Here is a 24,622-nt window from a genome sequence, read left to right as displayed (position 1 = left end):
TCACCTCACCGGAATGGATAACATTAAGGGGGTATTGTTCTGCACCATCACGCCGCTGATTTCGACCACCAATTCGCCCCAGTCAGCACGCAGATAATTGATGGTGTCTAACCGGATACGCGGCTCCCAGTGCAACAACGCCATATAACAGGCACTCATAATCTTGAGACGCAATGCCGGGTTCTGCGGCTGATCAATCAGGTCAGGCAGTAACGAGCCGTATTCACGGCGCATCACCCGAGACCCCAGCGGCGTCATTAAAATATCCGTGATGCTCTGGCGAATATGATCACTGTCGGACAACGCACCGCCCGTTTGGCTGCTCATGCCGGTAAATGTCATTGCACCGGCCCGCCTGAGGTACTGTCACCTGACCACACACCACTGTGTCGGTGTGAATCAATCACAATGCCGTTCGAACTGAATGGCCCGCCGGTATGGGTGATCGTGCCGTGCATCGTGCCTCCTTGTTTCACTTGCAGACTGCCGGTGATCAGGTGATCCGTGCACACTACGACGGGTGTATTCAGTGTGATCTGCTGACTGGCCGTACAGGTGATTTCAGGGGCGGTCACCTGCACCGAGGCCGAGGCGGTAATAGTCGCGGTTTTGATACCCGTCACCGTTAACGCGCTGGTTTGCGGTTCATACTCCATCACCGCCCCGTCAGGAAAGGTGAGGTGTACGGCCTCAGCCGACGCGGACGGCGCAGCATGAGCAGCAGAGTACAGGGCACCGACGACAAACGCCGTGGTCAGTTCCCCGCCGGCCGCCAGTACCACAACCTGTTCACCGACACTGGGTGCCCACCATGTCTGGGCTGTACCGGCACGCTGGGCGGTCCAGCGCAACCAGTCCGTTTGCAGGCCGCTGATTTGTACCCGGCAACGTTGAGTTCTCAGGTCAACGCCGCTCACGGTGCCGACCCGCACGACATTCATCAATAATCGGTAGAGTTCTGCCTGTGTCATACTGTCCCTGCCAAATCGTGATAGATCATTTCAATCAGTTTGACTTTTTCCGACTCGCTGATCCCCAGCAATTCTCGTCGGGGATAACGGACCTGCGCCAGCGCATTCATGCTGCCGGTCAGTCCATACTGGTGCTGTCGGGCAATGGCTGCGGCCTTCCCCTGAAAACCCACCACCGCCGACTCCGGCGTGGTGCGCATCCGCAGAAAACGGGCCGTTCTCAGGCGCGGGAACAGAGGGTCACGCCGGGTAGTGGTCTGGCGGGTTTCACTGCGGTCTATGGCCAGATAGCGATCAATCTCACTGCGATAAAATGACCTGACCGCGCCGCGTGCTTCATCAAAGCCGGTGATCATGCGTCCCCGACGTCCGCGGGTTGCCCGCCAGTTTTTTAAGGCCCGGCTCTGACCCCGATAGAGAAACCGTATTCCCTTCCGGGATCGCAATACCCGACGCTGACGCGGGGCATACGCAGAACCGTCCACATTTTTCTGGCTGCGGATACGTTTTTGCTGGTCATGACGGATAGCCGTTGCCAGCTGACGCGCCAGTTTGCTGCGATAACCGGGTGAGGTTGTCGATAACAGGCGTTGCAGCTCCTGTTCCAGCGAAAGCAATAAATTGTTCTGGCTCATGCGCTCCCCGTTGTATTCAGGACATCCCATGCCGCCAGTGACGGTGAATCCGAGACCGGCTCATCAAGATGAACGGGGATCAGTCGGCCGTTTTCCCGGCTGACCATCACCCGCTCAGACACCGGCACCGTAAACAGAATGTCGGCGGTGTCGTTATTGAGTAAATCAACTTCAAACCGAAAACCGTCTTTGCGGCGTTCCGGGTTAAACAACAAATCAGGCTGATGCCGCCGCGCCCAGGCCAGAATAGGGAGACTCAGATTATCCAGCGGGTGCGGGTAATCCAGCGCCAGCACTTCCAGTTGATACTGGTAGAGAAACGCGGCGGAATGTGTACCCGTTGCCACCAGATTTCCCTTGGTGACAAACACTTCCAGCCGATCCGGATTCTGGTTAAAAAACGGTTCATGACTGACAATCATTTCACGCAGTAAATTAGGCTTTAGCATGGCTCACCTGCACTGAGTCTGAATGTATTCCTGCAACCCCTGCATCATTTGTGCGGCGGTGGCAATGCGCTCCCGGAGTAACCAATAATCCCGGACAGCGGCGTCGGTAGGTCGGGCATCGGTTGCATTAACCACGCCGGGGGCGGCAGGGGTTTCAGGCAAGGAGCACTCGGCTTTGATGTACACCCGCTCAGGGTGAGCCACAGAAGCAGCGTGCAACCGATCAATTTCAGCTTTGGCATGGGTCAGTTCCTGTAACCGCTGAGTATCCTGTTCATGTAATGCATTGAGGCTTTCTTGTTGTCTGAGGTTGATAGCCACTTGCGCTGACAGCGATTGATTGAGTGACTGGTTTTCATTTCGCAGCGCCGTATTCTTGTTAATCAGGCTATTGCCCATGAACCCGATCAACGCAATACCTACGAGCGAGAACAGCTGCCATTTCCCGCTCATAACAACGCAAACGCTTTTTCAAACGTGGCCTCGGCATAGGGCTGCTGACCGTTCTCATGCCGGATGATAGATTTCGCTAACGCAGTCAGTGTCACTTTATCCAGGCTAATCACCTGCTGCGGATCAACCCCGACTGCGTTGGCAACACCCCGGATATACGCGGTGGTGTTGTTTTCATTGCTGGGTGCCCAGCGGTCTATCATTCTGGCGATACTCTGATAACCGTTTTTGTGGTAGTTACACAGCAACTTCATCAGCGCCCGGATGCCATATTCGGCCGACTCAAACCGACAGAACCGCGTTTCAATCGTCGGGTCATGCGGCAACAGACCGAGCCACTGATTCGCCGCGTGATAATTGATATTACCGGGATTATGATTGCGAATACCTCTACTCATGCGGCTTATCTCCCAATCGTTTATTGATGGCACGCTCGGCAAATTCCCGCAGTTTTTCCACCCCGATAAAGCCAATCGCGCCGCCCAGTGCCGGTGAAACCGTGCCGGGAATGCCGAATAGCTCCAGTGCACTGGAAATGCCCCAGGACAGGGCACCACACAACAGCGGTTCAACCCAGCGGTTACGGCGCTCTACCCCGTCATAAATCAGGCGGCCATAACAGATCAGGACAGCCAGTCCCGAGCCGGATATCTGCGGCCATGAATTCTTCAGGCCATTGACCATCTCGACCCATAAATCAGGTTGGTCTTTCATCGTCAGTTTCAGTCCCATAATTGAATAATGTCCTGATTGGGCGGTGGGGTGATATCCGGCAGCTCTACACACTGACCGGCCGTCAGCCGCGTTGTCAGACACATATCCGGGTTGGCCTCCAGTACCTGCTCAACCACGCCCTGTGTGCGGCCATAATGACGCCAGCACAGCAAGTCCACCGTATCCCCCTGAAACGCCCTGACTCGCATCAGACCAATTCCGCTATCATGCGGGATTTCCCCAACATATCCCGGATCGCGTTCTGACCATCCCGCCGCAAATCATCAATTTGTGTGCTTAAGGCTTCCGCGTGCTTTTCCCCGTCACGGGTGGTGTCGATGTCACGGTAGTTCTCAATCAGCATGGCTTTGGTGAAGCTGTACACCGCATGGCGATAGCGGAAAACATGAGCCGTGGTGTCATTGATGACCGGTGACGGCACGGTTTCCAGTGACCGAAAACCAAAGCTTTCCTGTGTCGCCTGCCAGACGGCCAATTGCTGATTGACTGACAGCACCGCTTCGGTGGTCATGTGCATCAACCGCTCAGTCGTCACCGCCCCGCTCAGGCGCATGGAACGCCGTAAATCCGCCAGTGTGATCACCGGCCAGAATGGTCCGGCTGTAACTTTTGCCCCGCCATCGTTCAACTCATGCAGGTTCTCCATCGGTCGGGGCTGTTTGGTTGCGACTAAGCTCATCAGTTCCACCTGTGTCTGAAATAAGTGGCGGTGAACGGTAAAACGGAAAAGGCCTGAAAGCCGTTCGGTTCACCGTGCCGCCAGGCACGCGGGGTGCATTCGGTTAGCGGGAAGCGGTTTTCTTCGCCGCGGTTGTCTGGGTTTTCGATGTTTTATTCGCTGCTGCACCGGATTTTGCCGGCGCGTCGTCGGCCTTTTTCAATTCCCGTGTCAGGGTTTCAATGTCTTTCTTGACCCCGATATTGGCAAACAGCAACAGCGCCTGCTGCATCAGGGATAACGCCTGCTCTTTATCCGCCTGCTGCGGACTTTTTCGCAAGGTATAGGCCAGTGTTTTAAACAGCTTGGCCCTGACCTGATTCGGCATATCCAGCGGCGCCACCAGGGTGAAGAGTTCTTCCAGCACCGCCCGTGATATCGGTTCAATCTCGGCATTGCCCGCGGCAAAAATGGTTAACGCTTTATCGCAAATCTCATCCACCAATAACGGCCCGACCGTGCGGTGATAGCGATCCGGTAACGGCAGGTTGTGACGAATCACATACTCAGCCAGGGTTAAGGCGCGTTCATAGTTACCGATATCGATTTGCCAAATCATGATATGGGTCAGCACCTCGTCAGCCTGCCCGGTATCGGCACTGAGTACCCCGTCAATCCAGCTGTCATAGGCCGCGATGATGTCACGTTTATAGTCGATTTTTCGCTCGGTTCCTTGCAGGCCGGATAACCGCGTCTGGTCGATACGCAGACGGTGTAATATCAGCTCGTAGGCCGTCAGCGCTGCTGAAGACAACGTTTCATCACCGCGACGCGTCGCCATCGTGCGTTGCCAGTGTTCTTGTGCCGGTGTCAGCATCATTCCCCCTCGTACCGGTGCCGGAGCGTTCCGGCACCGGAAACTGTGATTTAGTCGCCGCTGCTGTCAGCACCGGCAAACGTGATCCCTTCAATCAGGCAACTCAGGCCATAATCTTCAATGACATAACCGTCATTACTCTGGGCATAGGTGGCAATACGGTTGTATTCCGGCTCATTTTTGATGTAGCGGTTGTATTTGCCTTTCTGCCAGTAAAGCGACAGGTTTTTAAAGGTGGTGATCAGGATCGCCCCGTCCGGGAAGAACGGCGCACGGAAGACCGGCAAACCACCCAGCGTGCTGAGTTTCATCAGCTCATTGCCCGCCAGTAATTCCATATTGGGGTTATGCTGGCTGTGCTGGTTCAGTATGCGGAAGTTTTTCTGCGTGGTCAGACGCGAGCCGGTGATGGCCACCAGACCGGGTGCACTCTGATGCCACGGATCTAACAGCGAGGTCACGGCATCATAAACCACCGAATCATAGTTACCGTAGTCACCTTTCTGGATAATTTTTCCGTCCTCATCACGGCGGGTCAGCGTGATACCGCTCATCACCCGCTGCGGCGCATGATTACGCAGGCGCTGCAACCAGCCGATATTGACATCCTGTAACAGTGGGTTTTTCTCCCGGTCAGATTTCACCGCCACTGACGTGCCGTTAAAACCCACCATCAGACGATCATTGGCTTCTTGCTGGACAATCTGCTGGCTGATCAGTTGTTGAAATTCAGGATGCCCCGCCCACGCATCCAGCTGCGTATAGCCAATGTAGGTGTCAAAATTGGTCTGTTCACAGCGATAACGGGTGCCCGCTAAATCATGCACGCTGACCGGCTCACGGCGATCCGTGGTCGAGGTATTGCGGCTGGCAATGGTGCGATGAATACCCACCCCGATTTTCTCGCCTTCCTGTTCGGTCACACCGACCGAATTGATCTCTTTCAGAAAAGGGCTGGATTCCATCTTGGCTTTTTCCAGTTTCTGCTGGACTGCCGGGGCAACCGTTAACTGAATATGGTCGCCTTCACGCTTGACCCCGTTCAAATTGCCTTGCTGGTCAAGGTAGGACAGATAGTGCTGACGCCCTTCGTTACTGAGTGACATAGATAAAATTCCTGTAAGCAATCAATTAATAATCAGCCAACACCTGCGTTGAACCGCTTGCCCCCGGGCGATGTACGGAAGAATCATCCTGCTGACTGAGCTGGCTTTTCAGCGTGCTGAGTTCGGCTTTCAGTTGCGTGAGTGCTTCCGACTGGCTGGCGCACAGTGTTTCCAGTGCAGCCAGTTTTTGCCCCTGATTGAGAGCCTCACCACATTTCTCCGCCGTCAGCTGCACCATGTCACGTAATGTGTTGAGTTCAGCGTGATGATGTTCACGGTGCATCCCCAGTGCTTTTTTCACCGACAACACAAACTTTTCCCCAATGGATTTATCATCACCAGGGGTCGGCTCCGTGCCTGCCAGCAATTCCACCATGGTTTCCAGTGACGCTGACAAATAGCGATCATCACTGGCGGGCAGGCCACGTTCCTGCACACTCAGTTTGATTAATTCCGTTCCGACCGCGGCGGGCGTATCGGTCAGCGCAATGCCGGTCAGATAAGCACTCTGGGTCTGCGGGAAACGGGAATAAAACTCAATGCTGGAAAAAACTTTCTGCCCGCTCTGGTTCAGTTTGATGAGGGGGGCGTCTTTCTCTTCATCCAGCTCAATGGTGGCTTCCAGTGCCAACCTGCCCTGTAACGGGCCATCTTTAATCTCGTAGGCATGGGCAGACTGCACCAGCGCAAACTGGCGGAATGTACTGTCCGGGTACAGGCTTTTGACGTGTTCCAGATTTAAACGGGCGGCATACAGACGCGGGTTATAGCTGTCTGCCATTTGCTGGATCTGTTCGCGGGAGACGGCAAACCCGTTCAGCGTCATTCCTTCCGTACACACCGTTAACTTAATGGTTTTTGGCATGGTGGCTTCTCCGATAAGCACCTGACTTTGATAACGCTATAGTCGCAATCTCTGCCTGCGGATTCAAAGTGTTCGCCTTCTCGCAGGCGGGCGACAACGCGCCGTCGTAGCCGTCCCCGCGCGGGCTGTGGGAAAGTAGCGGCATGATGATGACAACACACGATCTCCGACAAGAAGCCAAAAGTTTGTACTGGCAGGCCTACAGCATTGCGCAAATAGCAAAACGGCTGGGCGTCAGTGTGAACACCCTTTATTCCTGGCGGCGGCGGGATAAATGGGATGACGCCAACCCCATCGAGCGGGTGAGCGATGCGCTGCATGTAAAAATTTTGCGGATGCAGGCGAAAGAGGCCCTGACGCCGCATGATTTCAAGACACTGGATTTTCTTTGCCGCCAGTTAGAACGCTTTGAACGCCATGAGGTGAAAAAAGACAAACAAACCCAAGCCAAGACACCGAAAAATCATTTCAGTGCGGAACAAATCACCGAGCTGCGCACCAGGGTGTATGAATCGCTGTTTGAATACCAGAAACGCTGGTACAAGCAGAAAGAGCAGCGCAACCGCATGATATTAAAATCGCGCCAGATTGGGGCGACCTGGTACTTTGCCCGTGAAGCGCTGATCACGGCACTGGAAACCGGCAATAACCAGATATTCCTGTCAGCCAGCCGGGCACAGGCTTTCCAGTTCAAGAAGTTTATTCAGATTGTCGCCCGTCAGGTGGGAGTAGAACTCAAAGGCGGTAACGAGATTATTCTGTCCAACGGTGCCACACTCTATTTTCTCGGCACATCAGCGGCATCCGCGCAATCCTATACCGGCGATCTCTATTTCGATGAGTTCTTCCATGTCATCAATTTTGTGAATCTACGTAGCGTGGCCGCCGGTATGGCAACCCATATGGGACTCAGACGAACGTATTTTTCCACCCCGTCCAGTGAAGAGCACGCTGCCTACCCCTTCTGGACCGGCGACTTCTTCAATAAATCCCGACCCCATAAGCAACAAATAACGATTGATACCCGTCATACCACTTTACAGCCCGGTGTGCTGTGCGGGGATAACATCTGGCGGCAGGTGGTCACCATCCATGATGCCATTGCACTGGGGCTGAACCGGGTTGACCTGGATGATATCGTGAGTGAAAACAGCCCTGCCGATTTTGATAACCTGTACCGCTGTATCTTCGTCAAAGCAGGCGAACGGGCCTTTGACTATAACGAGGTCATTAAATGCGGGGTTGACGGTTACAACGAGGATGTCTGGCCGGACTGGAAACCTTATGCCCCGCGACCGCTGGGATACAAAGGCGTGTATATCGGTGCCGACCCGACCGGCACGGGCGGTAACGGGGACGGGCTGGGGCTGGTTGTTCTGTCACCCTCCGCCGTCAGTGGTGGTAAATGGCGGGTGATTGAAGCACTGCAATTTCGCGGCATGGCGTTTGAACGACAGGCCGATGAAATCCGCAAGCTGACCGACCGTTATCAGGTGCTGGGGATTGCCATTGATGGCACCGGCGGCACGGGGGAAGCCGTGCATGAACTGGTGTGTAAGTTCTTCCCGGCGGCGACCTTACTGAAATATTCCGCGCCCCTGAAGCGAATGCTGGTGATGAAAGCCCAGATGCTGATCCGCTCTGGCCGGTTTGAATATGATGCGGGCATGAAACAGGTGGCAACCTCGTTTATGTCCATCAAGAAAATTATTACCCAGGGCGGCGTGGTGACGTATGACGCGGATCGGACACGCGGCATTGATCACGGTGACATTGCCTGGGCTGTCATGAATGTTCTGCATGGAGAGCCGATATCCAGCGACTCCGGCGGGTATACCTCTTTTGTCACGGAGTTTTAACCATGTACACCTCGTTACCGGCTGACAATCAGCCAGACACAATGCACAACCCCAACGCTAACCTGCCTGACGGTGCCACCCAATGCGCCGCGTTTACTTTCGATACCCCCACCCCGATGGCCTCCGGGGCGGATTTGCTCGACTGTATGGAGTGCGCCAAAAATGGCCGCTGGTATGAAACCCCGATTGACTTCTACGGGCTGGCGCGGGCGTTCTCGTCCGCGGTCTACCATCAGTCACCATTGTATTTTAAACGTAATGTGATCATGAGTTGCTTTCTCCCGCACCCCTGCCTGTCCCGGCAGGATATGGCCGCGTATGTGCTGGATTATCTGGTATTCGGCAATGCCTATCTGGAAAAGCGCACACACCGGCTGGGGGGCCTGTTAACGCTGAAACACGCCCCGGCCAAATACACGCGCCGGGGTGAAAAGGCCGGACAATACTGGTTTGTGGAAAGCTGGAATAAAGAATTTGAGTTTCGCCAAGATTGCCTGTTTCACCTGATGAACCCCGATATCCATCAGGAAATTTACGGCCTGCCGGAATATCTGGCCGGGCTGCTTTCCGCCAGCCTGAACCGCTCTGCCACCACGTTTCGTATGAACTATTACGAGAACGGCAGTCATGCCGGGGTGATTGTTTACCTGACCGATCCGTTGACCGACCCGAAAGGCGTCGATAATTTGCAGAACGCCCTGCAAAAATCCCGGCGGGACGGGGCTTTCAAGAACCTGTTTGTCTATGCGGCCAACGGCAAGAAAGACGGTTTGCAAATCCTGCCGTTCAGTCAGATTAGTGCCAAAGATGAGTTTACCAATATCAAGGAAGCGACCCGTGACGATTTGCTGGCCATGCACCGTGTTCCACCGCAACTGATGGGCTTCTCCCCCTCGAACGGCGGTAACTTTGGTGATGTGGAGAAAGCGGCGAAGGTGTTTGCCATCAATGAACTGACACCCATCATGGAGAGCCTGAAATCCATTAATGACTGGGCAGGACAAGAGGTGGTGCGCTTTGCGCCTTATGCGCTATTGGATGCCCTGAACAACCCGGTATAAGCCTGCCCTCAAAGAAAGTAGCCTCTCCGCCCCCGTTGCGCGCGCTTGCTCCCCCGCCTCGCCCGCACACAAAAGGGGCGTGTTTTTGTGCAATTGTGCATTGGCGGGGAGACCTTGCCCATACTGGCCTTGTTCGCGGTAGCCATGCCGGGGGAAATTGTGCAATTTTGTGAGAAATTGTGATGTTCTTTTCCCAATTGACTACACACCTTTAATTTTTCCAGCAACCTTGACTTTCGCAATCAAAAAATCTAACGGTTACAAGTTTCTTATTATGTCTTGTTCTATTATTCCTTCTAGGATGATTGATATATTTTTCAACGAAGTGTATTACATGGTTTCGATAGATAGCATTATCATCCTTTCCAAATACAGATACTGCCAGTTCTTCTATTTGTGATTCGCCAATTTGTTTTAATATGTGTATATCATGCTCTCCGAACGCCCAACCATAAATCGTCATGCATTTCCACAGGCTAGGGATAACATTTTGATAGACGGTATTTAAATAGTAACTATTTTCAATAGATTCTATTTTTTGCCTTGAGTTTCCTTCACTTACAAAAAGCGGTGAGTATTTACCTTCCTCCCAAGTATCTAATATTGTATCCAATAAATTATTTGAGTCCTCTCTGTTGCTTATCTTATATTCCTTCCCTGCTATATTTTTGATTAACATCAAATTACCATGTGGATAAAATACCAGCGTGCTTTTTTGTTGACTACCCCATGGATATGGGTTTCTGAATGTTTGCCAATCACGCCTAAACTCATGAAACTGATCAAAGCAATCTTTAAATTGGTGCTTAGACCTATCTATTTTATTTGAGTACATAGTTACCCAATACAAAATCAAGTCATAATTCAATGAAAAAATTGTCTGAAATGAGCATAGAAAAGTTGCTATTTTTTTAAAATGCCATTCTATGTTGGAGTGCTCTGAGTGAATCCCTTGAACAGCTTTAATCAAGCTAATACGTACCCCTTTATACGCTCTTATAAGTTTTCTGTTTTTACCCTTCACATCCAATATATAATTTACTTGAGCAGCCTGCCATACCAACCTAAGAATAAGCTCAAAATCATCGGTATTAAATTTTTCAAACAGAGATAAGAAATACTTTTTAAGTAATTCCCTTTCACCAATTATGTTATCAACAACATAATCCTTTAACGTCTCGTAATTAAAATTTTTATCTAAACTTATTGATGCCCCATTCCCAATCAAAAGATGCTCTACTTTAAAATAGTTCGGAATCTCTGACCATGAATATATATTATAATCATGCTCACTACTTTCTCTATGATTTACCATTAAAATAATTCCATTTTTTAATATTCACGGTTGTGTATAATAAGTACATTAATTTAATTTCACACAATTGTACATTGACCAGCACTATATGCTTTAGTTAAAAATATCAAAACGTGATTAAAGACACGTTGTTGCGGTTTTTCTCCACTCAGCCACTGTCAGCCGAAAACATGGCAGCCGAACGCGGTAAAAAATGATTGTCTCCTTCCTGTTCGATACAACTTAAGTGTCACAGAAGCTATAAAGAGTCCGCCTCAATACATAAATTTTCATTGCCCTTGCTTTATCTGAATCTGAACCAAATTATTAATCTGCGATCATCACCTATCGTGGCACGCCCCTTGCCGTTGTTCCGATTCCACCGGACTCAACAACCACCGACTAAAGTCGGTGGGTTAGTGATTAACGGACTGAAAGTCCGGATACGCATCGGCTGAACGATGCGTCAATTATCCAGCCTGAAGTTATCATTCGGGTTGGGTTCAAAATGATGTTCCAGATAGGCCTTTATCATCTCTTCCGTTAACTGGCCTACCGTTGCACAAAAATAGCCTCTACCCCAAAAATGCTGACCCCAGTAGCGCTTTTTCAGGTGAGCAAACTCTTCAAACAACTTGCTCGCTGTCCTTCCCTTTATTCGCCTCATGATTTCTGACGGCGCTAAGCTCGGAGGACAACTGACCAGTATGTGTACATGGTCTTTGCTCACGACACCTTCGACTATCCTGATTTCAAAAGCTTCACAGGTCTGACGAACTAGCTCTCGCACCCGTAGGCCAACTTCACCTATCAGTACTGGGTACCTGTATTTCGTTACCCACACGAAATGATACTCAATCTGAAATACCGTGTGGCTGCCATATCTGTAATCCATATTGCACCTCTCGTGCAACAGAGTATCGCAGCTAAAGCTGACCGACTAAAGTCGGTGGTTTTAACCTTTCACATGGAAAAATAAAACTGCCATTTGCCCAAATAATTTATTGCATCACCTACGTTATACCTGAGTTTTATTTCCAATTTATCTGCTCCCTTCGTAAAACGGTTACATGTAACCTCAAAGTAACCCATTTGTAACCTTTTTAGATTCCCTAATTAATATTAATAATCAATAAGATATAAGACTATTTTAATTTTGTAACCGTTTTCCGAACCCCTCCCATAAATTCTCAATATTTATAAAAGAGATCAAATAACAGTCAACTCAGGCTCTGTTATTGACAGGTTTACTGACTCTGCACTTATTTAGAATATTGGTGATGAGTTGATGAAAGATTATCAACAGGCAAAAGAAAGGTTGAATAAGGCAGCCGATTTCCCCCACCCCTTCGGAAAAGCGTTACAACCGTTACACCCCCCAAAAACACCCTATAACATGTTGATAATAAACAATTCTCATGTAACGTTTTAACCGTTACAAAGCATTACAAAACAGGGATCAAAACGTTACACCCTTATAAATCAATTGGTTATATTTTTGATTTGTAACCTTTCAGAAGCGTTACACGTAACGGCAAAGTAATGCTTTTGTAACGTTTTTGGGTTTCTATATTTTTATTAATAATCAATAAGATATAAGAATATTTTGATTTTGTAACGTTTGTAACGCTTTTCCGAACCCCCCCCATAAATTCTCATCATTTATAAAAGAGATTAAATAACACTCAATTCTTGCACTGTTATTTCTGTATATCTGTCTTCTCTGTCATCTTTTATGCCTGTGTTGCTATACGATGGCTGACGACGATATAGTCACAAATTAATGCTGTTTTTATCCCTGTCCCCATAGGCCGGAGCCTTAATAATGAATAAATGCAATATATTTCCTTTTGATTTTCATGAAGATAAGCTGTATCTCATTGAACATAAATGCGAACCCTATGTGGCTATGAAGTATATTGTTGAAGGCATGGGGCTGGACTGGAAAGCGCAATACAGAAGACTTAAACAGCGTTTTAATATCTGTATGGTCGAAATGACCATGCAGATCCCCGGAGATGATCAGCACCGCCTTGTTTCCTGTCTTGCCCTCCGAAAACTACCCGGCTGGCTCATGACCATCAACGCCAACAAAGTAAAACCGGAAGTCCGCGATAAGGTTATTCAGTACCAGCAGGAATGCGACGACGCACTGTACGACTACTGGACAAAAGGTGTGGCCATAAATATCAGGCTGAAGGGAAAAGACTGGCTGATGATTTTTGAGCAGTTTCACAAAGTGCTGACTGAAATCAGCCGTCAGCGTGAGTATGGTATTCGTAAGGTTCTCTATGAAGATCTCAAAAGCCTGGCGGATATTCTCGGGCGGGATGTTCCGGAGTTGGAAGATATCAGCGGCAAAGAACCGAAAATCGGCGATCCGTGTCTGGATAGTGATGCATTATTCGAGTTCTGGGATTTATTCGACATGCTTGAAACCTCCGGTACTCCGCGGTTAAATCACAGCCCCGATCCTGACATCATCGCTATTGAACCATTTGAGTTTCGCCAGTTCTGCAAAAACAAGGATCTGGAATTTCCCTGTATTAATGTTGTGCGCAGAGAGATGCATACCCGCTCACGTTACCCGTTTGAAGGGCATCGTGAGGTAAAAAGCGTTATAAACGGAAAATTGATTAAATGTTGGACATTCCGCAGGTAAGAAAAAACCGCCGGTATCGGCGGTTCTGATATTGTGTTTTATGGTTTCTTTGGCGGCGGGTTTGGCTGACTGACACTTTCACTGTTTTCCTGAAACACCCAGCACCTAACCACTTCCGGTTTCTTCAGGATACTCCCGGTCGCAATCGTACTATTATACTGAGCGTTCACAATACTTCGCACCGCCTTGATCCCCAAAAACTTACGCATTCTGCCTGTTTTAAGCAGGTTTTTAGTTTCAGTATTCAGCAATATTGACTGACGGTGTTCACTGGCAACCTGCGCAATATGGTTAAAACTCACGGCATAAACGCCCGGTTCGCTGCTGTGGTTCACGCCATACGGCTCATTATCCTGCAAGTAATCAAACATCTCCCAGAACTCCATAACGGGGGGCTGATCCAATTGGATTGCCTGAACACGTTGTCTGGCTAATTCAATAATAAAGTCCCTGCTCTGGCGTATATGCGTCGCTTTCACGGGTAAGACTAACGGCAGGGTTTCTAATAAAGCGATTAACTGTGCATGGTTTTTGGCAATACGTTCATGGTTAATGGTTTTATCCGCAAATAACTGCGCCTGTAAGGTATCCACTCTCTCCATGTATTGTTTGAGTATGGCTTCCTCTTTCATCAAGACCGTCGGTAAAAAACCTGACAGGCTTTCAATCGGGTAGCGTTCTAACGCAATGGCCGCATGGCGTGTTTCGACGCTTTGTTCAGCTTTGTCGGTGTAAAGGTGAATAATCCGTTCTAAAACCGCACGGGATGCGTTAATTTCCGCATTCTGCGCAATCACAATACTGCCTTTAAATAAGGGTTCATAAGTTTCGTTACCGCTGTTTTTCACCCCTAACGAACGTGTGGCCCGTCCGTTGTACAGTGATTTGAGTTCTTCCCAGTCAAACGCCTTCAGTTTGGCATTATCCTGAATGCGATCACTCTCAATTAAACACACCGGCAAATTACTTATCTGAGAAAAGTTTCGACCACGGGCAGCCGCACTGGATTTTGACGCATCAAATCCTTCATAGTCAGCACGGCCACACAAACGCCATAGAAACTCAATCAGGGTACTTTTACCGGAACCCGGCTCACCGCAAATTTCTAAGAAGGGGTAGCTTTTATGGGTCTTGCGGATCTGTTCAGCAAAAAATGACCCAATCCAGAAGGCCAGCACAACATACCCTTTCGCGCCGAACGCAGACCAGAGCGATTCCAGCCAACCCGTATCAAACTGGCTGAGATCGGTATTAATGGCTAATGAAGGGCTTAAACTCAACGTCTTGATATCTAACTTATTCAGTGAAAAGTAGTCTTCCTCATTCAGGGTAAAACATTTACCGCCCTGAACGGCCACATCATTAAACACATACACGCCGTATTCTTTGTTATAACCCACATAATTCTGGGTGATCACTTCCTTGATATCCGGCAAAGCCTGCTTACAAATCCGGTCTAATTGCAACGTTGTACCGGTATAAACCGCCCCTTTCGCCACATGCAATAACCTTTTCTTAAACTCACTGGCACTGGTTAACTGTGAGGCGGTAAAGGTCGCTTTAACCTGCGGCTGACGAGGAAAATCAACGCGCATGTAATACCATGATTCATCCGTTTCAACCGACTTCTGGAAATAGAGCGGAGTCGGATAACAGTTGGCGATTTCAACCACCGTTCCTGACTCTTTCACCGCTTTGTGTCGGGCATCATTTTCACTTAAATGGGGGTCAGATTCATTAATGCGCTCAATAGCTTTCATCATTTTATCGATATCCAACTTGAACCAGTACAACCGGTTATCATGCTGAAAATCGAACTCTGAACGTTCTGTCCAGTTAAACATTAAACTCGCTTTTTCAAACGCGGCGGAGGCTAACAATAACTTGCCATAATACCGATACCGCTGAATATCCCGCTCAGTTAACCGGCCTTTCATATGCAGGTCATTCCAGTCATTGCCGGTATCCGTTTCTGCCGGTCTGGCTGCCGTGGCTTTCCATCCATCCTGCTGACTACGGTCAACCCACTTTTTCATGGCCCTTTCACCAGCGGCACCATTATCCAGCGCCCAGACCAGTAGCGGCTTTTGATGATTGCCGAGGGTAGTTTTAAGCGCATTCAGGGCAATATCCGGGTAGTTATGGCAGGTCATCAGAGAAACCGCAGGAATGCCATTCTGAATAAGGCTTAAAGCATCGAATATACCTTCCGTCAGCCAGATTTCTTTGGCCTGCGTTAAATCCTGTTGCGGCAGTGACCACCAATGCCCTTTATAGGAGCCGAAAAAGTTGGCTTTGCGATCAAACCGTGACGGCCTGTCAATAATGCGTTCCCAATAAGCCCCTTCCGGTAACGCAAATTTAACGGTGGCGGCGCCCAGCCCGTTGGCATGATAACTGGACTCGGTATAAAGTCCTTTTAATGGTGCAATATCTAACCCTCTGGCATGTTGTAAATACGCATCCGCTGCCGCATGAGGGGTTTGGGGTGTTTTCGGGTAGTGAACTGACCAGTCATCAAAAATATCGGGGTAGAGTTCCTTGACAATCACCTCCGCCCCACATTTATTTTCACGGCCACAGCGCAGGACAAACGGCATTTCAATCGAGGTAAATAACTCTTTTTTCTTGCAGTCAGGACAGACGCCCTGACGCAAATAACCGTTTTTCTCTTTGAAGTGAAAATCATGGATAAGGCGCGGCAATACAGCCTGAATATGGTATGATTTCATGCGATAACCTTAGCGCACACAATAAGCCCATCGTCGCCTGTTGTGTGCTTTTTTATTTTGGATAAATGACAAACTGTCAGTCAGTTAAGAACTGCAATAATTTCACGCGCTTTTTTACGGCTGCCATTAGCGGCAATCGAGCGGTGCGCGTCGATTTCATGAATGGTGAAGCCCAGATCGGCATACAGTTCTTTGGCTTCAATCGAATTAGAAACAGTGACGGGTACACCGTTCTCATCACTGATGAGTTTCAGGGCGACGGCTAACAACTCATGATCAGCAGGGGTAAAATTCACCTCATGATATCGGGTGAAGCCTTTACCTTGGGTGAGATACGGCGGATCGCAATAAATTACATCACCGTGTTCAACCTGTATCAAGGTATCCTGCCAGTCAGCGTGGCGGATCGCCGCCTTCTGGGATTTATCCGCAAATGCCCAGATCTCGGATGCCGGAAAATACGGTTTTTTATAGTGACCAAACGCCACGTTAAATTCGCCTTTGGTGTTATAGCGGCACAGGCCATTAAAACAGTGGCGATTGAGGAATAAAAAGAGCGCAGGACGGCATAAATAATCATTAAACTGTCCGTGTTCATACCCTGAATTAAACGCATCCCTCAGTTCATAAAAATCACTTCTCTCATTACAGTAAGAGAACCAATTGATGGCTGATTGTGTAAACCGATCACAGTGAGTTTTGACGGTCTGATACAGGTCAATTAAATCTGCATTCACATCCGCCACCAAATACGCGGGGTAATCCGTATTCATCATCACCGCACAGGAACCCGCAAACGGCTCAACCAGTCGCTTACCCGCAGGTAGATGGGGCAGTAATTGATCCATAATGCGGACTTTCGAACCGGCCCATTTCAGGATGGTTTTATTTGCCATGTCACACACTCCGTTACTTTTTTTGTTTTAGTTCAAACGCTAATTAAAATTTGCTGTGTGGGCGGCGCAGTTTGGATTACGCGCCGCTACTTTTCCGACAAAACTCACGCAAAGACGCAATCCAAAGAAGACAATTCAAACGAAAGCAGGACAAATTCCCCGGCAATATTCGGATATAAATCGCAATTAATAGTGGTGACATCCGTCACTTTGACGATAATAGATTCAGACGTAAACAGTCCGTTATCATCAATTTCATATAAACCAATAAAATCTCCTTTTTTATATTCATGGTCATTCATTCTGAATTCAGCTTTTTTCTCACCGTTTCTTACCGCTGCAAAATAAATGCTTTTTATGTTTAGGTTATGTATTGTTTTCATCTTCAATTTACACACTCCGATAATGTTTTTGTTTCAGTTCGAACACTTCCTGACAGGGTGCACAACGGGTCACACCGACAATTATCTTGCGGCGCTGTTCAGGAATAGGCTGCTCACATTCTTCACAATAAAAAGCCGATACCCCGACCGGGCGGTTAACGTGTGCGGATATCTGGAATTCCAGCATTTCGTCAGCGTGTTGGCTGGCGCGGTCGATAACATCAAACATAATTCCACTCCTGCGCCTGACGCTCGATGTTGTCCGCTTCACCGGCTAACAGTTCACAAACCGCAACATAATCCAGTTGCTTTGCCCGTACATGAGATGAAAGTGAGCGAAGGCGTGAAGCGGAACGTTCGGCTAATGCCTTACGCTCATCTTCCCTGTTTATTTTTATCAGTTGTTCTATTTCCATTATGCTTTTCCTTTTTTTAGATAATAAGAAACCCTGCGCGTTGGCACATAAAAAATAATCTGGTTATTTTAATTATCTCGCTAATAACCCCGGCATAGCATCTGCCACAGTCTTATATTGAACCATCGCTTCAATAAGCGAGTTTTTTTCTTCCTTTGTGAGATCCTCATATTGCGCGTGATATTTTGATTCAGGAAATCCCGCCAAATTAAAAATAACATGCAATAACCTTTCATTATTACGCTTTTGATTATTGTCAGGATCGCGCATGTTTTTAATAAATTTCGCAATTCTTCTATCCGAGGAAGACTCGAAATGATGGGAACTACGCATCCGCCTGACATAATTAAACCGGAAATCAATTCGCCGATCCAGTGTATATACCAATGAACGATAAGACTCTGTATTCGCCATAACTTCACCTTTATAACAGGGATAATAATGGGGTTAATATTGTTGTTGCTAAACCGATTGAGACAAACGTCATCATCAATGGATTTTCTTTTTTATAACTTGCTTTTGTGACTTTGTTATTTAAAAAGTCTTCACTTCTGACTTTATATTTGTGCTGCACCCTCTTTAATTCGTTCATGAAGTTTTATCCTGTATAATTGCAGGCAATATCTTAAAGCCTGATCACGGGAATCAAATTTACCGTAGCAATATATTCCGTCTTCAACCTGATAACGTGAGAACTGAGAAACAACACTTTTACGTAACGGACGAACTAATAATGCACCGAATTTGATCCTGCCCTTATTTAATTCCACTGGTGTTGGAATAGTACTGCACATATTAATTACCTTTAATAGTTATTATATTACCGGCGCTTATCCATATCCGGATCATGGTATTGCAGTAATCTAAAATTAAAGAAAACGCTAATTACTACTGGTGCGATGAAAGTCGCACCATTCACAGGATAAATCTTCATTCACTGTTAACTTAAATATAAAAGCCTGCGGGTTTAGCTTTTCAATTGCATTAATCACATCAGTGAAAAATTGAACAAATATTTTATATGAAATAGAAGGTGATTGTTCACTCATGCCATCAATCATCAGTACCACAGTTTCCCCACTATTGCAGGCGTTATAAATTGCCCGTAAATCAGAAAGTGGAAAAATAATATTTTGCGCATAAGTATATTTATTTTCTATTTGAATAAATAAACCTGTACTGAGTGATCGACTATATTGCTTCATTTTATTACCCTCTGCTTACTGGTTAACTTACAGACCAACCCACAATAGCCAAGCATCACGCTGTTCTTTTGGGCGGTTCAGAAACGCGTCACGCATTCCTCTGTTAAATTCAGGTATATAAACCCAATTCTCACCACGTACTTTCGCAGGCATACCACCAATTTCTTTTACATCAGGATTCTGCCAAAAAACCGTTGGTAACTTACCTTTATCAACCATTCCTTTAACAGCACCATGAGTTTTACCAATTAAGTCAGCAAACTTCTGATAAGGAACTGCATCAACCGGATAGTAAACTTGCATGTAACCATCAGGATTCTTTTCTAACATTTTTCGGTTTCCTTTCTATACTTTAAACAGCGGTCGAACTTAGGAATCTCGCCTTTTTAAGGTTCGTTTGTTACTCTGCCTTACTCAAACGCTTAGAGTTGCTTATAGTGCCAGCTCTAGGCATTTTTGCGTCTCGCAAGGTTCTTATGTTGGAACTTGCGGTAATGTTAGTTCGTACATTGGAACTCGTCAATGAATATTTCTGAGAAATTGAAAGCTATTCGCATAACGGAGGGATTAACACAAATGCAACTGTGTGAAATTATGGATATATCAATAAGTACGTTTAAAAAAATTGAGGCGGGTTACAATGACCCCGCATTAGCAACCTTAATGAAAATCACAAACCATCCTAAGTTTGAAAAATATACCTTATGGCTATTAACGGACAAAATTGCACCAGAATCTGGTCAAATTAGCCCGACTCTCTCCCCTGATGGAGTAGAGACCAAAATGTCACGCCACTTAGGCCGGAAAACTGGCTAACACTACATAGGAATTTTCTTGACTGGTTAGAAACACAATCACTTTGCTACATCGGAGAGCTTAAATATGCCAATTAAGAAGCTCGATGATGGTCGATATATGGTGGACATCCGTCCTGTTGGTCGAACTGGAAATCGGATCAGGCGGAAATTTGATAAGAAAGCAGAAGCTGTTGCTTTTGAACGTTACACACTGGCTCATGCTCCAAAGCCGGGAAAATCATCTAACAGACAGAGTTTAAGCGATTTACTTAAATTATGGTGGCTGTATCACGGACAAACCGCAGAGAACGGTGCAATAGAAAATCGGCAACTGGCAAAAACAATCAAGTTGCTCAATGACCCATCTATAAACCGTCTCAACAAACATGTTTTATTGGAACACCGAAGTAATCGCCTCTCTGATGGTATCAAAGCATCAACGATAAACCGGGACATGTACCGTCTATCAGGAATGATCACAACATTGCAAAAGCTCGAAGTTTTTAGCGGTGATAATCCACTGAGTGGGTTACCGCCGCTAAAAGAGCAACAGCCTGAAATGACCTTCTTAACAAAAGAAGAGATAAGCAATCTGTTATCTGTACTTTCGGGAGATGAACGAAAAATTGCATTGTTATGTCTCAGTACCGGTGCCAGATGGGGTGAAGCCGAAACCCTGAAAAGTACTCAAGTAAAAAATGGACGGGTGACATTTTTGAAAACCAAAAATGGTAAACAAAGGACAATCCCGATCTCCAAAAAACTGGAAAAGGAAATCAAACAGAAATCAGGGGAGCTATTTGACGTTGATTACGCAAGTTTTCGCGTGAAATTGAGGTCAATAAAACCTGATTTACCAGATGGGCAAGCGACTCACGTTCTGCGTCATACATTCGCGAGTCACTTTGTGATGAAAGGTGGAAACATTGTCGCACTACAACAAATACTGGGACATGCCAACATACAACAGACGATGGCATATGCACATTTAGCACCCGATTATTTGCAGTTAGCCATTACATTGAATCCATTGAGTGAAGGTATAGAAATCTAGTAATCAGAGGCAACTGTAGATAACCAAAGTGTCCACGCGAGTGTCCACACTTGGAAAATTTCAGCTCATCTACAGTTGCTTAATGAAAAATTATCTCACTGATTTTAAAGGGGATGTAACTTTAGGCAGGGATAAAAAAAAGCCCCGAAACGGGGCTGAAAGACAGGGATGGTGTCTATGGCAAGGAAAATCGTTATTGATGCTGTTTCATATCATATTCATCACAACATCAGTTCAAACACCGGGTAGTTCGCGCCTGATAGCATCTCTGGAGCTGTTTTTCCTGTTCAGGTGTCAGCAATTGATACATCTGGTTGCGAATACGTGCGACTTCTACACCGGCATCAACATCATATTTGGCTATTTTCTCAAGCTGCGCTCTAATCGCAGCTTCATCAAAATTCTTTGCTATTAAAAGGCTGTACATCTTCTGGTGTTCTGCCTGCATATCCGCTATTGGTTGCTCATGCAAAGGCTGTTTTTTCACCAGATCCCACATCTGCTGCCTCTGCTCTTCAGTTAATGTGATTCCCCCAAAGACACAACTATAGTTATAGTTACGTTGATAATAGTCAGAATCACTGTTGTCATATGGCAGACAAAGCTGTAAAGAATCAGGCTTAGAGGCATTATACGTATCAGCAGTTTCAGCTAGCACCATTACCGTCCCAAGAACGGATATCGACACTAAAGCTAATATTGCGATTTTACGCATTTTTGGTAATTCCTCGCTTTATCGAATAGCACTATTCGATTCAGTGCGGGTAATATAGCCCCACGGCTGCAAACTAGCGTCAGAGCATGTAAAAGAACGTAAAGTCATGGAATAGCAAAATTTGTTATCGTATTTTGCTCTCGGAGGAAGAATGAATGCATAAGATATTATTAGTTGATGATGACCGCGAACTGACAGCTTTATTGAAAGAACTACTGGAGATGGAAGGGTTCAATGTGGTTATCGCCCATGATGGTGAACAGGCATTACAATTTATTGACTCTTCAATTGACCTTCTTCTACTGGATATCATGATGCCACGCAAAAACGGCATTGAGACCCTGAAAGAACTGCGTCAATATCATCAGACCCCCGTTATTATGCTAACAGCAAGAGGAAGCGACTTAGATCGCGTTCTGGGGCTGGAACTGGGTGCAGATGATTACTTACCCAAACCATTTAATGATCGTGAACTGGTGGCCCGCATACGCGCGATTTTGCGTCGTTCTAACTGGAGTGAACAACAAGCTGACAACAGCACACCTGTACTTGAAATCGATAAACTACAACTCAACCCAGGGCGTCAGGAGGCCAGTTTTGACGGTAATATTCTGGATTTAACCGGTACAGAGTTCACGCTTCTCTATTTGTTGGCTCAACATCTTGGACAAGTTGTTTCTCGTGAGCATTTAAGTCAAGAAGTATTAGGAAAACGGCTCACACCTTTTGACCGAGCTATTGATATGCATATTTCTAACCTTCGACGCAAGTTACCTAATCGGACTGATGAATTACCTTGGTTCAAAACATTACGTGGACGCGGATATTTAATGGTCTCAGAGAAATGATTAACAGCTTAACAGCTCGCATATTTGCAATTTTCTGGCTAACACTGGCACTTGTTCTGATGGTGGCACTTATGGTGCCAAAACTGGACTCCCGGCAATTAACCCCGCTGTTGGATAGTGAGTATCATCAGGGAAATCAGTTAGCCAGACATATTCAAGCTGAATTGACCCGCCATCCGCCCAGTGATCTGTTCTGGTGGCTAAGACTGGATCGAGCCATTGTCAAATGGGTTCCCCCAGATCAACGTTTATTTCTCGCTACCGGAGAAGGGCGGGTTATCAGCACAGAAAAACGCGATGCGCAGCTTGTACGTAATTTTATGGGGCAATCAGATAACTCCGACCACCCTAAAAAGAAAAAATATGGTCGTGTAGAAATCATGGGGCCATTCTCAATACGTGATGGTGAAGATTACTATCATCTTTACCTTCTCCGCCCCGCCAATAGCCCACAATCAGATTTTATCAATCTGATGTTTGATCGCCCGCTTCTGTTACCTGCCGCAACTATGCTAATCAGTGCTCCACTACTCTTATGGCTGGCATGGAGTCTGGCAAGACCCGCCCGTAAACTGAAAAATGCAGCAGATCAGGTAGCAAAGGGGAATTTAAAACAACATCCAGAACTGGAATCAGGCCCGCAGGAATTTCTGGCAGCCGGTAGCAGCTTTAACCAGATGATTAGTGCGTTAGAAAGAATGGTGACGGCCCAGCAACGTCTCATTTCCGACATTTCACATGAATTACGCACTCCCCTTACCCGTTTACAACTCGCCACAGCGCTATTACGTCGCCGTCATGGAGAAAGCAAAGAACTGGAGCGTATAGAAACAGAAGCACAGTTACTGGACAGCATGATTAACGACCTGCTGGTACTTTCCCGTAATCAGCATAAAAACGAGCTCCTGCGCGAAAACATCAAGGCTAACAAGATATGGAATGACATATTGGAGAATGCCAAATTTGAAGTCGAGCAGATGAACAAAACGCTGGATATCGTTTCACCTCCCGGCCCTTGGGTTATCTACTGTAATCCAGCAGTACTCGGCAGTGCACTGGAAAACATCGTCCGCAACGCTCTTCGCTATTCCAGAAGCCATATCGCTGTTGCGTTCAAAGCAGATAATCACGGAGTAACAATTACCGTTGATGACGATGGCCCCGGAGTCAGCCCTGAAGACCGTGAGCATATCTTCCGCCCGTTTTATAGAACAGACGAAGCACGGGATAGGGAATCAGGAGGGACAGGGTTAGGATTGGCAATAGTTGAAACGGCTGTAGAACAGCATCGGGGCTGGGTTAAGGCAGAGGATAGCCCTTTAGGTGGGCTGAGATTAGTGATTTGGTTACCATTGCATGGGAGGTGAATAGATCGTGCCCTGACTGAAATTTAATTAATAACAGACTGTAATAATTAAAGAAAAAAGGCTATTATACTTGACCTTGAAGGATTGAGGGTCTAATCTCGTCGCGGCTTAACACAAATTGTTTGTGTAATTATTTTTATTAAGAGATAAAATCATTTTATATCAATAACATATCAATATAACAATTCACACAGGCATTCTGGGAGCCGTAACCTAGTGCGGTAGCTTTAATCAAGTACAGGCGTGTATTTTCATAAAACTTCTTTCCTAATTCTAAACCAACCTAAAAAAATCAACTGAAAACTCAAAAATGAAAATTCTGGTTACTGGTGGAGCAGGTTTCATTGGCTCTGCATTAATTCGATATATTATCAACCACCAGTGATAATGCTGTTAACGTTGATAAACTCACTTATGCAGGCAATTTAGAATCACTCAAATAAATTGATAATAATCCGCGTTACTCTTTTGAAAAGACAGGTAGTTGCGATCGCAATGTTCTACATAATTAGACTAGCTTTTGATAGAGAACGTAAATAATACTGATAATTATATTTACGTTATTTACACAAACTAATAAAAAT

The 24,622-nt window shown here is 46.8% G+C and carries 31 protein-coding genes and 1 pseudogene; 8 read left to right on the top strand and 24 right to left on the bottom strand.

The annotated features are described in order from the left end of the window. The 12 genes from Xinn_RS01405 to Xinn_RS01350 all read right to left on the bottom strand — a co-directional run bounded on the left by Xinn_RS01405 (position 1) and on the right by Xinn_RS01350 (position 6,749). Complete coding sequence (locus Xinn_RS01405) at positions 1-342, bottom strand: GPW/gp25 family protein (protein WP_086954946.1); 342 nt, start codon at positions 340-342, stop codon at positions 1-3. Next, entirely contained in the window at positions 339-971 is a 633-nt protein-coding gene (locus Xinn_RS01400) for a phage baseplate assembly protein V (RefSeq protein ID WP_086954945.1), read from the bottom strand. The genes Xinn_RS01405 and Xinn_RS01400 overlap by 4 nt, the downstream gene beginning before the upstream one ends. Then, on the bottom strand, positions 968-1,606 hold the full coding sequence (locus Xinn_RS01395; protein WP_086954944.1) for a phage virion morphogenesis protein: 639 nt from the start codon (positions 1,604-1,606) through the stop codon (positions 968-970). The genes Xinn_RS01400 and Xinn_RS01395 overlap by 4 nt, the downstream gene beginning before the upstream one ends. Beyond that, a complete protein-coding gene (locus Xinn_RS01390) occupies positions 1,603-2,055 on the bottom strand; it encodes a phage tail protein (RefSeq protein WP_086954943.1) in 453 nt (150 codons plus the stop codon). Before Xinn_RS01390 ends, Xinn_RS01395 begins: the two co-directional genes overlap by 4 nt. 3 nt (positions 2,056-2,058) lie before the next feature. Next, positions 2,059-2,508, bottom strand: coding sequence for a lysis system i-spanin subunit Rz (locus Xinn_RS01385; protein WP_086954942.1), 450 nt, complete (start codon positions 2,506-2,508; stop codon positions 2,059-2,061). Next, complete coding sequence (locus Xinn_RS01380) at positions 2,505-2,906, bottom strand: structural protein (RefSeq protein WP_211285994.1); 402 nt, start codon at positions 2,904-2,906, stop codon at positions 2,505-2,507. The genes Xinn_RS01385 and Xinn_RS01380 overlap by 4 nt, the downstream gene beginning before the upstream one ends. Continuing rightward, positions 2,899-3,222, bottom strand: a complete 324-nt coding sequence (locus Xinn_RS01375; RefSeq protein WP_086956551.1) for a phage holin, lambda family — start codon at positions 3,220-3,222, stop codon at positions 2,899-2,901. The genes Xinn_RS01380 and Xinn_RS01375 overlap by 8 nt, the downstream gene beginning before the upstream one ends. Positions 3,223-3,230: 8 nt before the next feature. Beyond that, positions 3,231-3,431 carry a tail protein X gene (locus tag Xinn_RS01370; RefSeq protein WP_086954941.1) on the bottom strand — a complete coding sequence of 67 codons (201 nt, stop codon included), beginning with the start codon at positions 3,429-3,431 and terminating at the stop codon, positions 3,231-3,233. Next, positions 3,431-3,922, bottom strand: coding sequence for a head completion/stabilization protein (locus Xinn_RS01365; RefSeq protein WP_086954940.1), 492 nt, complete (start codon positions 3,920-3,922; stop codon positions 3,431-3,433). Before Xinn_RS01365 ends, Xinn_RS01370 begins: the two co-directional genes overlap by 1 nt. A 103-nt stretch (positions 3,923-4,025) precedes the next feature. After that, positions 4,026-4,781 (bottom strand): phage terminase small subunit, encoded by a 756-nt coding sequence (gpM, locus tag Xinn_RS01360; protein WP_244590110.1) that lies wholly within the window; start codon positions 4,779-4,781, stop codon positions 4,026-4,028. 47 nt (positions 4,782-4,828) lie between these two features. Further along, on the bottom strand, positions 4,829-5,884 hold the full coding sequence (locus Xinn_RS01355) for a phage major capsid protein, P2 family (protein ID WP_086954938.1): 1,056 nt from the start codon (positions 5,882-5,884) through the stop codon (positions 4,829-4,831). 25 nt (positions 5,885-5,909) lie between these two features. Then, positions 5,910-6,749, bottom strand: a complete 840-nt coding sequence (locus tag Xinn_RS01350; protein WP_086954937.1) for a GPO family capsid scaffolding protein — start codon at positions 6,747-6,749, stop codon at positions 5,910-5,912. Between the two features lie 143 nt (positions 6,750-6,892). Here Xinn_RS01350 and Xinn_RS01345 point away from each other — a divergent pair, with 143 nt between their 5' ends. Further along, the gene (locus tag Xinn_RS01345) at positions 6,893-8,608 is read left to right on the top strand and encodes a terminase large subunit domain-containing protein (protein ID WP_086954936.1); all 1,716 of its coding nucleotides are present in this window, start codon (positions 6,893-6,895) and stop codon (positions 8,606-8,608) included. 41 nt (positions 8,609-8,649) lie between these two features. After that, positions 8,650-9,669: a phage portal protein gene (locus Xinn_RS01340; RefSeq protein ID WP_244590111.1), complete on the top strand. Its 1,020-nt coding sequence runs from the start codon at positions 8,650-8,652 to the stop codon at positions 9,667-9,669. Positions 9,670-9,880: 211 nt separating this feature from the next. On the opposite strand, the gene Xinn_RS01335 is transcribed toward Xinn_RS01340, so the two are convergent. Together Xinn_RS01335 and tnpA are read right to left on the bottom strand one after the other, a co-directional pair. Beyond that, positions 9,881-10,984, bottom strand: a complete 1,104-nt coding sequence (locus Xinn_RS01335) for a DUF4917 family protein (protein WP_086954935.1) — start codon at positions 10,982-10,984, stop codon at positions 9,881-9,883. A 445-nt stretch (positions 10,985-11,429) separates the two neighbouring features. Continuing rightward, positions 11,430-11,858 carry an IS200/IS605 family transposase gene (gene tnpA / locus Xinn_RS01330; RefSeq protein WP_086956872.1) on the bottom strand — a complete coding sequence of 143 codons (429 nt, stop codon included), beginning with the start codon at positions 11,856-11,858 and terminating at the stop codon, positions 11,430-11,432. A 930-nt stretch (positions 11,859-12,788) separates the two neighbouring features. Here tnpA and Xinn_RS01325 point away from each other — a divergent pair. After that, on the top strand, positions 12,789-13,625 hold the full coding sequence (locus Xinn_RS01325) for a phage antirepressor N-terminal domain-containing protein (protein WP_086954934.1): 837 nt from the start codon (positions 12,789-12,791) through the stop codon (positions 13,623-13,625). A 38-nt stretch (positions 13,626-13,663) separates the two neighbouring features. Here the strand turns inward: Xinn_RS01325 and Xinn_RS01320 are convergent, their stop codons facing one another. The 9 genes from Xinn_RS01320 to Xinn_RS01280 all read right to left on the bottom strand — a co-directional run bounded on the left by Xinn_RS01320 (position 13,664) and on the right by Xinn_RS01280 (position 19,587). Then, positions 13,664-16,357 (bottom strand): toprim domain-containing protein, encoded by a 2,694-nt coding sequence (locus Xinn_RS01320; protein ID WP_086954933.1) that lies wholly within the window; start codon positions 16,355-16,357, stop codon positions 13,664-13,666. An 80-nt stretch (positions 16,358-16,437) separates the two neighbouring features. Then, positions 16,438-17,253: a DNA adenine methylase gene (locus Xinn_RS01315; protein ID WP_086954932.1), complete on the bottom strand. Its 816-nt coding sequence runs from the start codon at positions 17,251-17,253 to the stop codon at positions 16,438-16,440. 104 nt (positions 17,254-17,357) lie between these two features. Then, positions 17,358-17,636 carry a DUF3850 domain-containing protein gene (locus Xinn_RS01310; RefSeq protein ID WP_099137592.1) on the bottom strand — a complete coding sequence of 93 codons (279 nt, stop codon included), beginning with the start codon at positions 17,634-17,636 and terminating at the stop codon, positions 17,358-17,360. Between the two features lie 7 nt (positions 17,637-17,643). Then, positions 17,644-17,865 carry a TraR/DksA family transcriptional regulator gene (locus Xinn_RS01305; protein WP_086954930.1) on the bottom strand — a complete coding sequence of 74 codons (222 nt, stop codon included), beginning with the start codon at positions 17,863-17,865 and terminating at the stop codon, positions 17,644-17,646. Continuing rightward, positions 17,858-18,052 carry a DUF2732 family protein gene (locus tag Xinn_RS01300; protein WP_086954929.1) on the bottom strand — a complete coding sequence of 65 codons (195 nt, stop codon included), beginning with the start codon at positions 18,050-18,052 and terminating at the stop codon, positions 17,858-17,860. Before Xinn_RS01300 ends, Xinn_RS01305 begins: the two co-directional genes overlap by 8 nt. 72 nt (positions 18,053-18,124) lie before the next feature. Then, positions 18,125-18,466 (bottom strand): DUF5347 family protein, encoded by a 342-nt coding sequence (locus Xinn_RS01295; protein WP_086954928.1) that lies wholly within the window; start codon positions 18,464-18,466, stop codon positions 18,125-18,127. 143 nt (positions 18,467-18,609) lie between these two features. After that, complete coding sequence (locus Xinn_RS01290) at positions 18,610-18,846, bottom strand: hypothetical protein (RefSeq protein ID WP_086954927.1); 237 nt, start codon at positions 18,844-18,846, stop codon at positions 18,610-18,612. 87 nt (positions 18,847-18,933) lie between these two features. After that, positions 18,934-19,257, bottom strand: coding sequence for a hypothetical protein (locus Xinn_RS01285; RefSeq protein ID WP_086954926.1), 324 nt, complete (start codon positions 19,255-19,257; stop codon positions 18,934-18,936). 27 nt (positions 19,258-19,284) lie between these two features. Then, positions 19,285-19,587: a Cox family DNA-binding protein gene (locus tag Xinn_RS01280; RefSeq protein ID WP_086954925.1), complete on the bottom strand. Its 303-nt coding sequence runs from the start codon at positions 19,585-19,587 to the stop codon at positions 19,285-19,287. Between the two features lie 192 nt (positions 19,588-19,779). On the opposite strand from Xinn_RS01280, the gene Xinn_RS01275 reads away from it, so the two are divergent. Together Xinn_RS01275 and Xinn_RS01270 are read left to right on the top strand one after the other, a co-directional pair. Further along, positions 19,780-20,073, top strand: coding sequence for a helix-turn-helix domain-containing protein (locus tag Xinn_RS01275; RefSeq protein WP_086954924.1), 294 nt, complete (start codon positions 19,780-19,782; stop codon positions 20,071-20,073). 66 nt (positions 20,074-20,139) lie between these two features. Beyond that, positions 20,140-21,108, top strand: a complete 969-nt coding sequence (locus Xinn_RS01270; RefSeq protein WP_086954923.1) for a phage integrase — start codon at positions 20,140-20,142, stop codon at positions 21,106-21,108. A gap of 229 nt (positions 21,109-21,337) precedes the next feature. On the opposite strand, the gene Xinn_RS01265 is transcribed toward Xinn_RS01270, so the two are convergent. Next, positions 21,338-21,823 (bottom strand): Spy/CpxP family protein refolding chaperone, encoded by a 486-nt coding sequence (locus Xinn_RS01265; RefSeq protein ID WP_086954922.1) that lies wholly within the window; start codon positions 21,821-21,823, stop codon positions 21,338-21,340. A 155-nt stretch (positions 21,824-21,978) separates the two neighbouring features. Between Xinn_RS01265 and cpxR the strand changes: the two genes are divergently transcribed. The 3 genes and pseudogenes from cpxR to Xinn_RS01250 all read left to right on the top strand — a co-directional run. Further along, positions 21,979-22,671, top strand: a complete 693-nt coding sequence (cpxR, locus tag Xinn_RS01260; protein ID WP_086954921.1) for an envelope stress response regulator transcription factor CpxR — start codon at positions 21,979-21,981, stop codon at positions 22,669-22,671. Beyond that, on the top strand, positions 22,668-24,038 hold the full coding sequence (gene cpxA / locus Xinn_RS01255; protein ID WP_086954920.1) for an envelope stress sensor histidine kinase CpxA: 1,371 nt from the start codon (positions 22,668-22,670) through the stop codon (positions 24,036-24,038). Before cpxR ends, cpxA begins: the two co-directional genes overlap by 4 nt. A gap of 310 nt (positions 24,039-24,348) precedes the next feature. Beyond that, a pseudogene (locus Xinn_RS01250) lies at positions 24,349-24,478 on the top strand (NAD-dependent epimerase/dehydratase family protein); the annotation flags it as partial. Positions 24,479-24,622 lie beyond the last annotated feature (144 nt).

Origin of the sequence: Xenorhabdus innexi, assembly GCF_002632485.1 — a bacterium.
Classification (GTDB): domain Bacteria; phylum Pseudomonadota; class Gammaproteobacteria; order Enterobacterales; family Enterobacteriaceae; genus Xenorhabdus; species Xenorhabdus innexi.
This window is presented reverse-complemented; position numbering and strand designations above follow the sequence as displayed.

Bases quoted from the DNA above. Each gene is read 5' to 3' on its own strand.
- cpxA (WP_086954920.1), top strand. From the start codon at position 22,668: ATGATTAACAGCTTAACAGCTCGCATATTTGCAATTTTCTGGCTAACA.
- Xinn_RS01275 (WP_086954924.1), top strand. From the start codon at position 19,780: ATGAATATTTCTGAGAAATTGAAAGCTATTCGCATAACGGAGGGATTA.
- Xinn_RS01375 (WP_086956551.1), bottom strand. From the start codon at position 3,222: ATGAAAGACCAACCTGATTTATGGGTCGAGATGGTCAATGGCCTGAAG.
- Xinn_RS01300 (WP_086954929.1), bottom strand. From the start codon at position 18,052: ATGGAAATAGAACAACTGATAAAAATAAACAGGGAAGATGAGCGTAAG.
- Xinn_RS01345 (WP_086954936.1), top strand. From the start codon at position 6,893: ATGATGATGACAACACACGATCTCCGACAAGAAGCCAAAAGTTTGTAC.
- Xinn_RS01385 (WP_086954942.1), bottom strand. From the start codon at position 2,508: ATGAGCGGGAAATGGCAGCTGTTCTCGCTCGTAGGTATTGCGTTGATC.
- tnpA (WP_086956872.1), bottom strand. From the start codon at position 11,858: ATGGATTACAGATATGGCAGCCACACGGTATTTCAGATTGAGTATCAT.
- Xinn_RS01400 (WP_086954945.1), bottom strand. From the start codon at position 971: ATGACACAGGCAGAACTCTACCGATTATTGATGAATGTCGTGCGGGTC.
- cpxR (WP_086954921.1), top strand. From the start codon at position 21,979: ATGCATAAGATATTATTAGTTGATGATGACCGCGAACTGACAGCTTTA.
- gpM (WP_244590110.1), bottom strand. From the start codon at position 4,781: ATGATGCTGACACCGGCACAAGAACACTGGCAACGCACGATGGCGACG.
- Xinn_RS01390 (WP_086954943.1), bottom strand. From the start codon at position 2,055: ATGCTAAAGCCTAATTTACTGCGTGAAATGATTGTCAGTCATGAACCG.
- Xinn_RS01295 (WP_086954928.1), bottom strand. From the start codon at position 18,466: ATGGCGAATACAGAGTCTTATCGTTCATTGGTATATACACTGGATCGG.
- Xinn_RS01315 (WP_086954932.1), bottom strand. From the start codon at position 17,253: ATGGCAAATAAAACCATCCTGAAATGGGCCGGTTCGAAAGTCCGCATT.
- Xinn_RS01340 (WP_244590111.1), top strand. From the start codon at position 8,650: ATGCACAACCCCAACGCTAACCTGCCTGACGGTGCCACCCAATGCGCC.
- Xinn_RS01370 (WP_086954941.1), bottom strand. From the start codon at position 3,431: ATGCGAGTCAGGGCGTTTCAGGGGGATACGGTGGACTTGCTGTGCTGG.
- Xinn_RS01350 (WP_086954937.1), bottom strand. From the start codon at position 6,749: ATGCCAAAAACCATTAAGTTAACGGTGTGTACGGAAGGAATGACGCTG.
- Xinn_RS01395 (WP_086954944.1), bottom strand. From the start codon at position 1,606: ATGAGCCAGAACAATTTATTGCTTTCGCTGGAACAGGAGCTGCAACGC.
- Xinn_RS01290 (WP_086954927.1), bottom strand. From the start codon at position 18,846: ATGTGCAGTACTATTCCAACACCAGTGGAATTAAATAAGGGCAGGATC.
- Xinn_RS01310 (WP_099137592.1), bottom strand. From the start codon at position 17,636: ATGAAAACAATACATAACCTAAACATAAAAAGCATTTATTTTGCAGCG.
- Xinn_RS01270 (WP_086954923.1), top strand. From the start codon at position 20,140: ATGCCAATTAAGAAGCTCGATGATGGTCGATATATGGTGGACATCCGT.
- Xinn_RS01305 (WP_086954930.1), bottom strand. From the start codon at position 17,865: ATGTTTGATGTTATCGACCGCGCCAGCCAACACGCTGACGAAATGCTG.
- Xinn_RS01405 (WP_086954946.1), bottom strand. From the start codon at position 342: ATGACATTTACCGGCATGAGCAGCCAAACGGGCGGTGCGTTGTCCGAC.
- Xinn_RS01365 (WP_086954940.1), bottom strand. From the start codon at position 3,922: ATGAGCTTAGTCGCAACCAAACAGCCCCGACCGATGGAGAACCTGCAT.
- Xinn_RS01325 (WP_086954934.1), top strand. From the start codon at position 12,789: ATGAATAAATGCAATATATTTCCTTTTGATTTTCATGAAGATAAGCTG.
- Xinn_RS01380 (WP_211285994.1), bottom strand. From the start codon at position 2,906: ATGAGTAGAGGTATTCGCAATCATAATCCCGGTAATATCAATTATCAC.
- Xinn_RS01320 (WP_086954933.1), bottom strand. From the start codon at position 16,357: ATGAAATCATACCATATTCAGGCTGTATTGCCGCGCCTTATCCATGAT.
- Xinn_RS01355 (WP_086954938.1), bottom strand. From the start codon at position 5,884: ATGTCACTCAGTAACGAAGGGCGTCAGCACTATCTGTCCTACCTTGAC.
- Xinn_RS01285 (WP_086954926.1), bottom strand. From the start codon at position 19,257: ATGAAGCAATATAGTCGATCACTCAGTACAGGTTTATTTATTCAAATA.
- Xinn_RS01335 (WP_086954935.1), bottom strand. From the start codon at position 10,984: ATGGTAAATCATAGAGAAAGTAGTGAGCATGATTATAATATATATTCA.
- Xinn_RS01265 (WP_086954922.1), bottom strand. From the start codon at position 21,823: ATGCGTAAAATCGCAATATTAGCTTTAGTGTCGATATCCGTTCTTGGG.
- Xinn_RS01280 (WP_086954925.1), bottom strand. From the start codon at position 19,587: ATGTTAGAAAAGAATCCTGATGGTTACATGCAAGTTTACTATCCGGTT.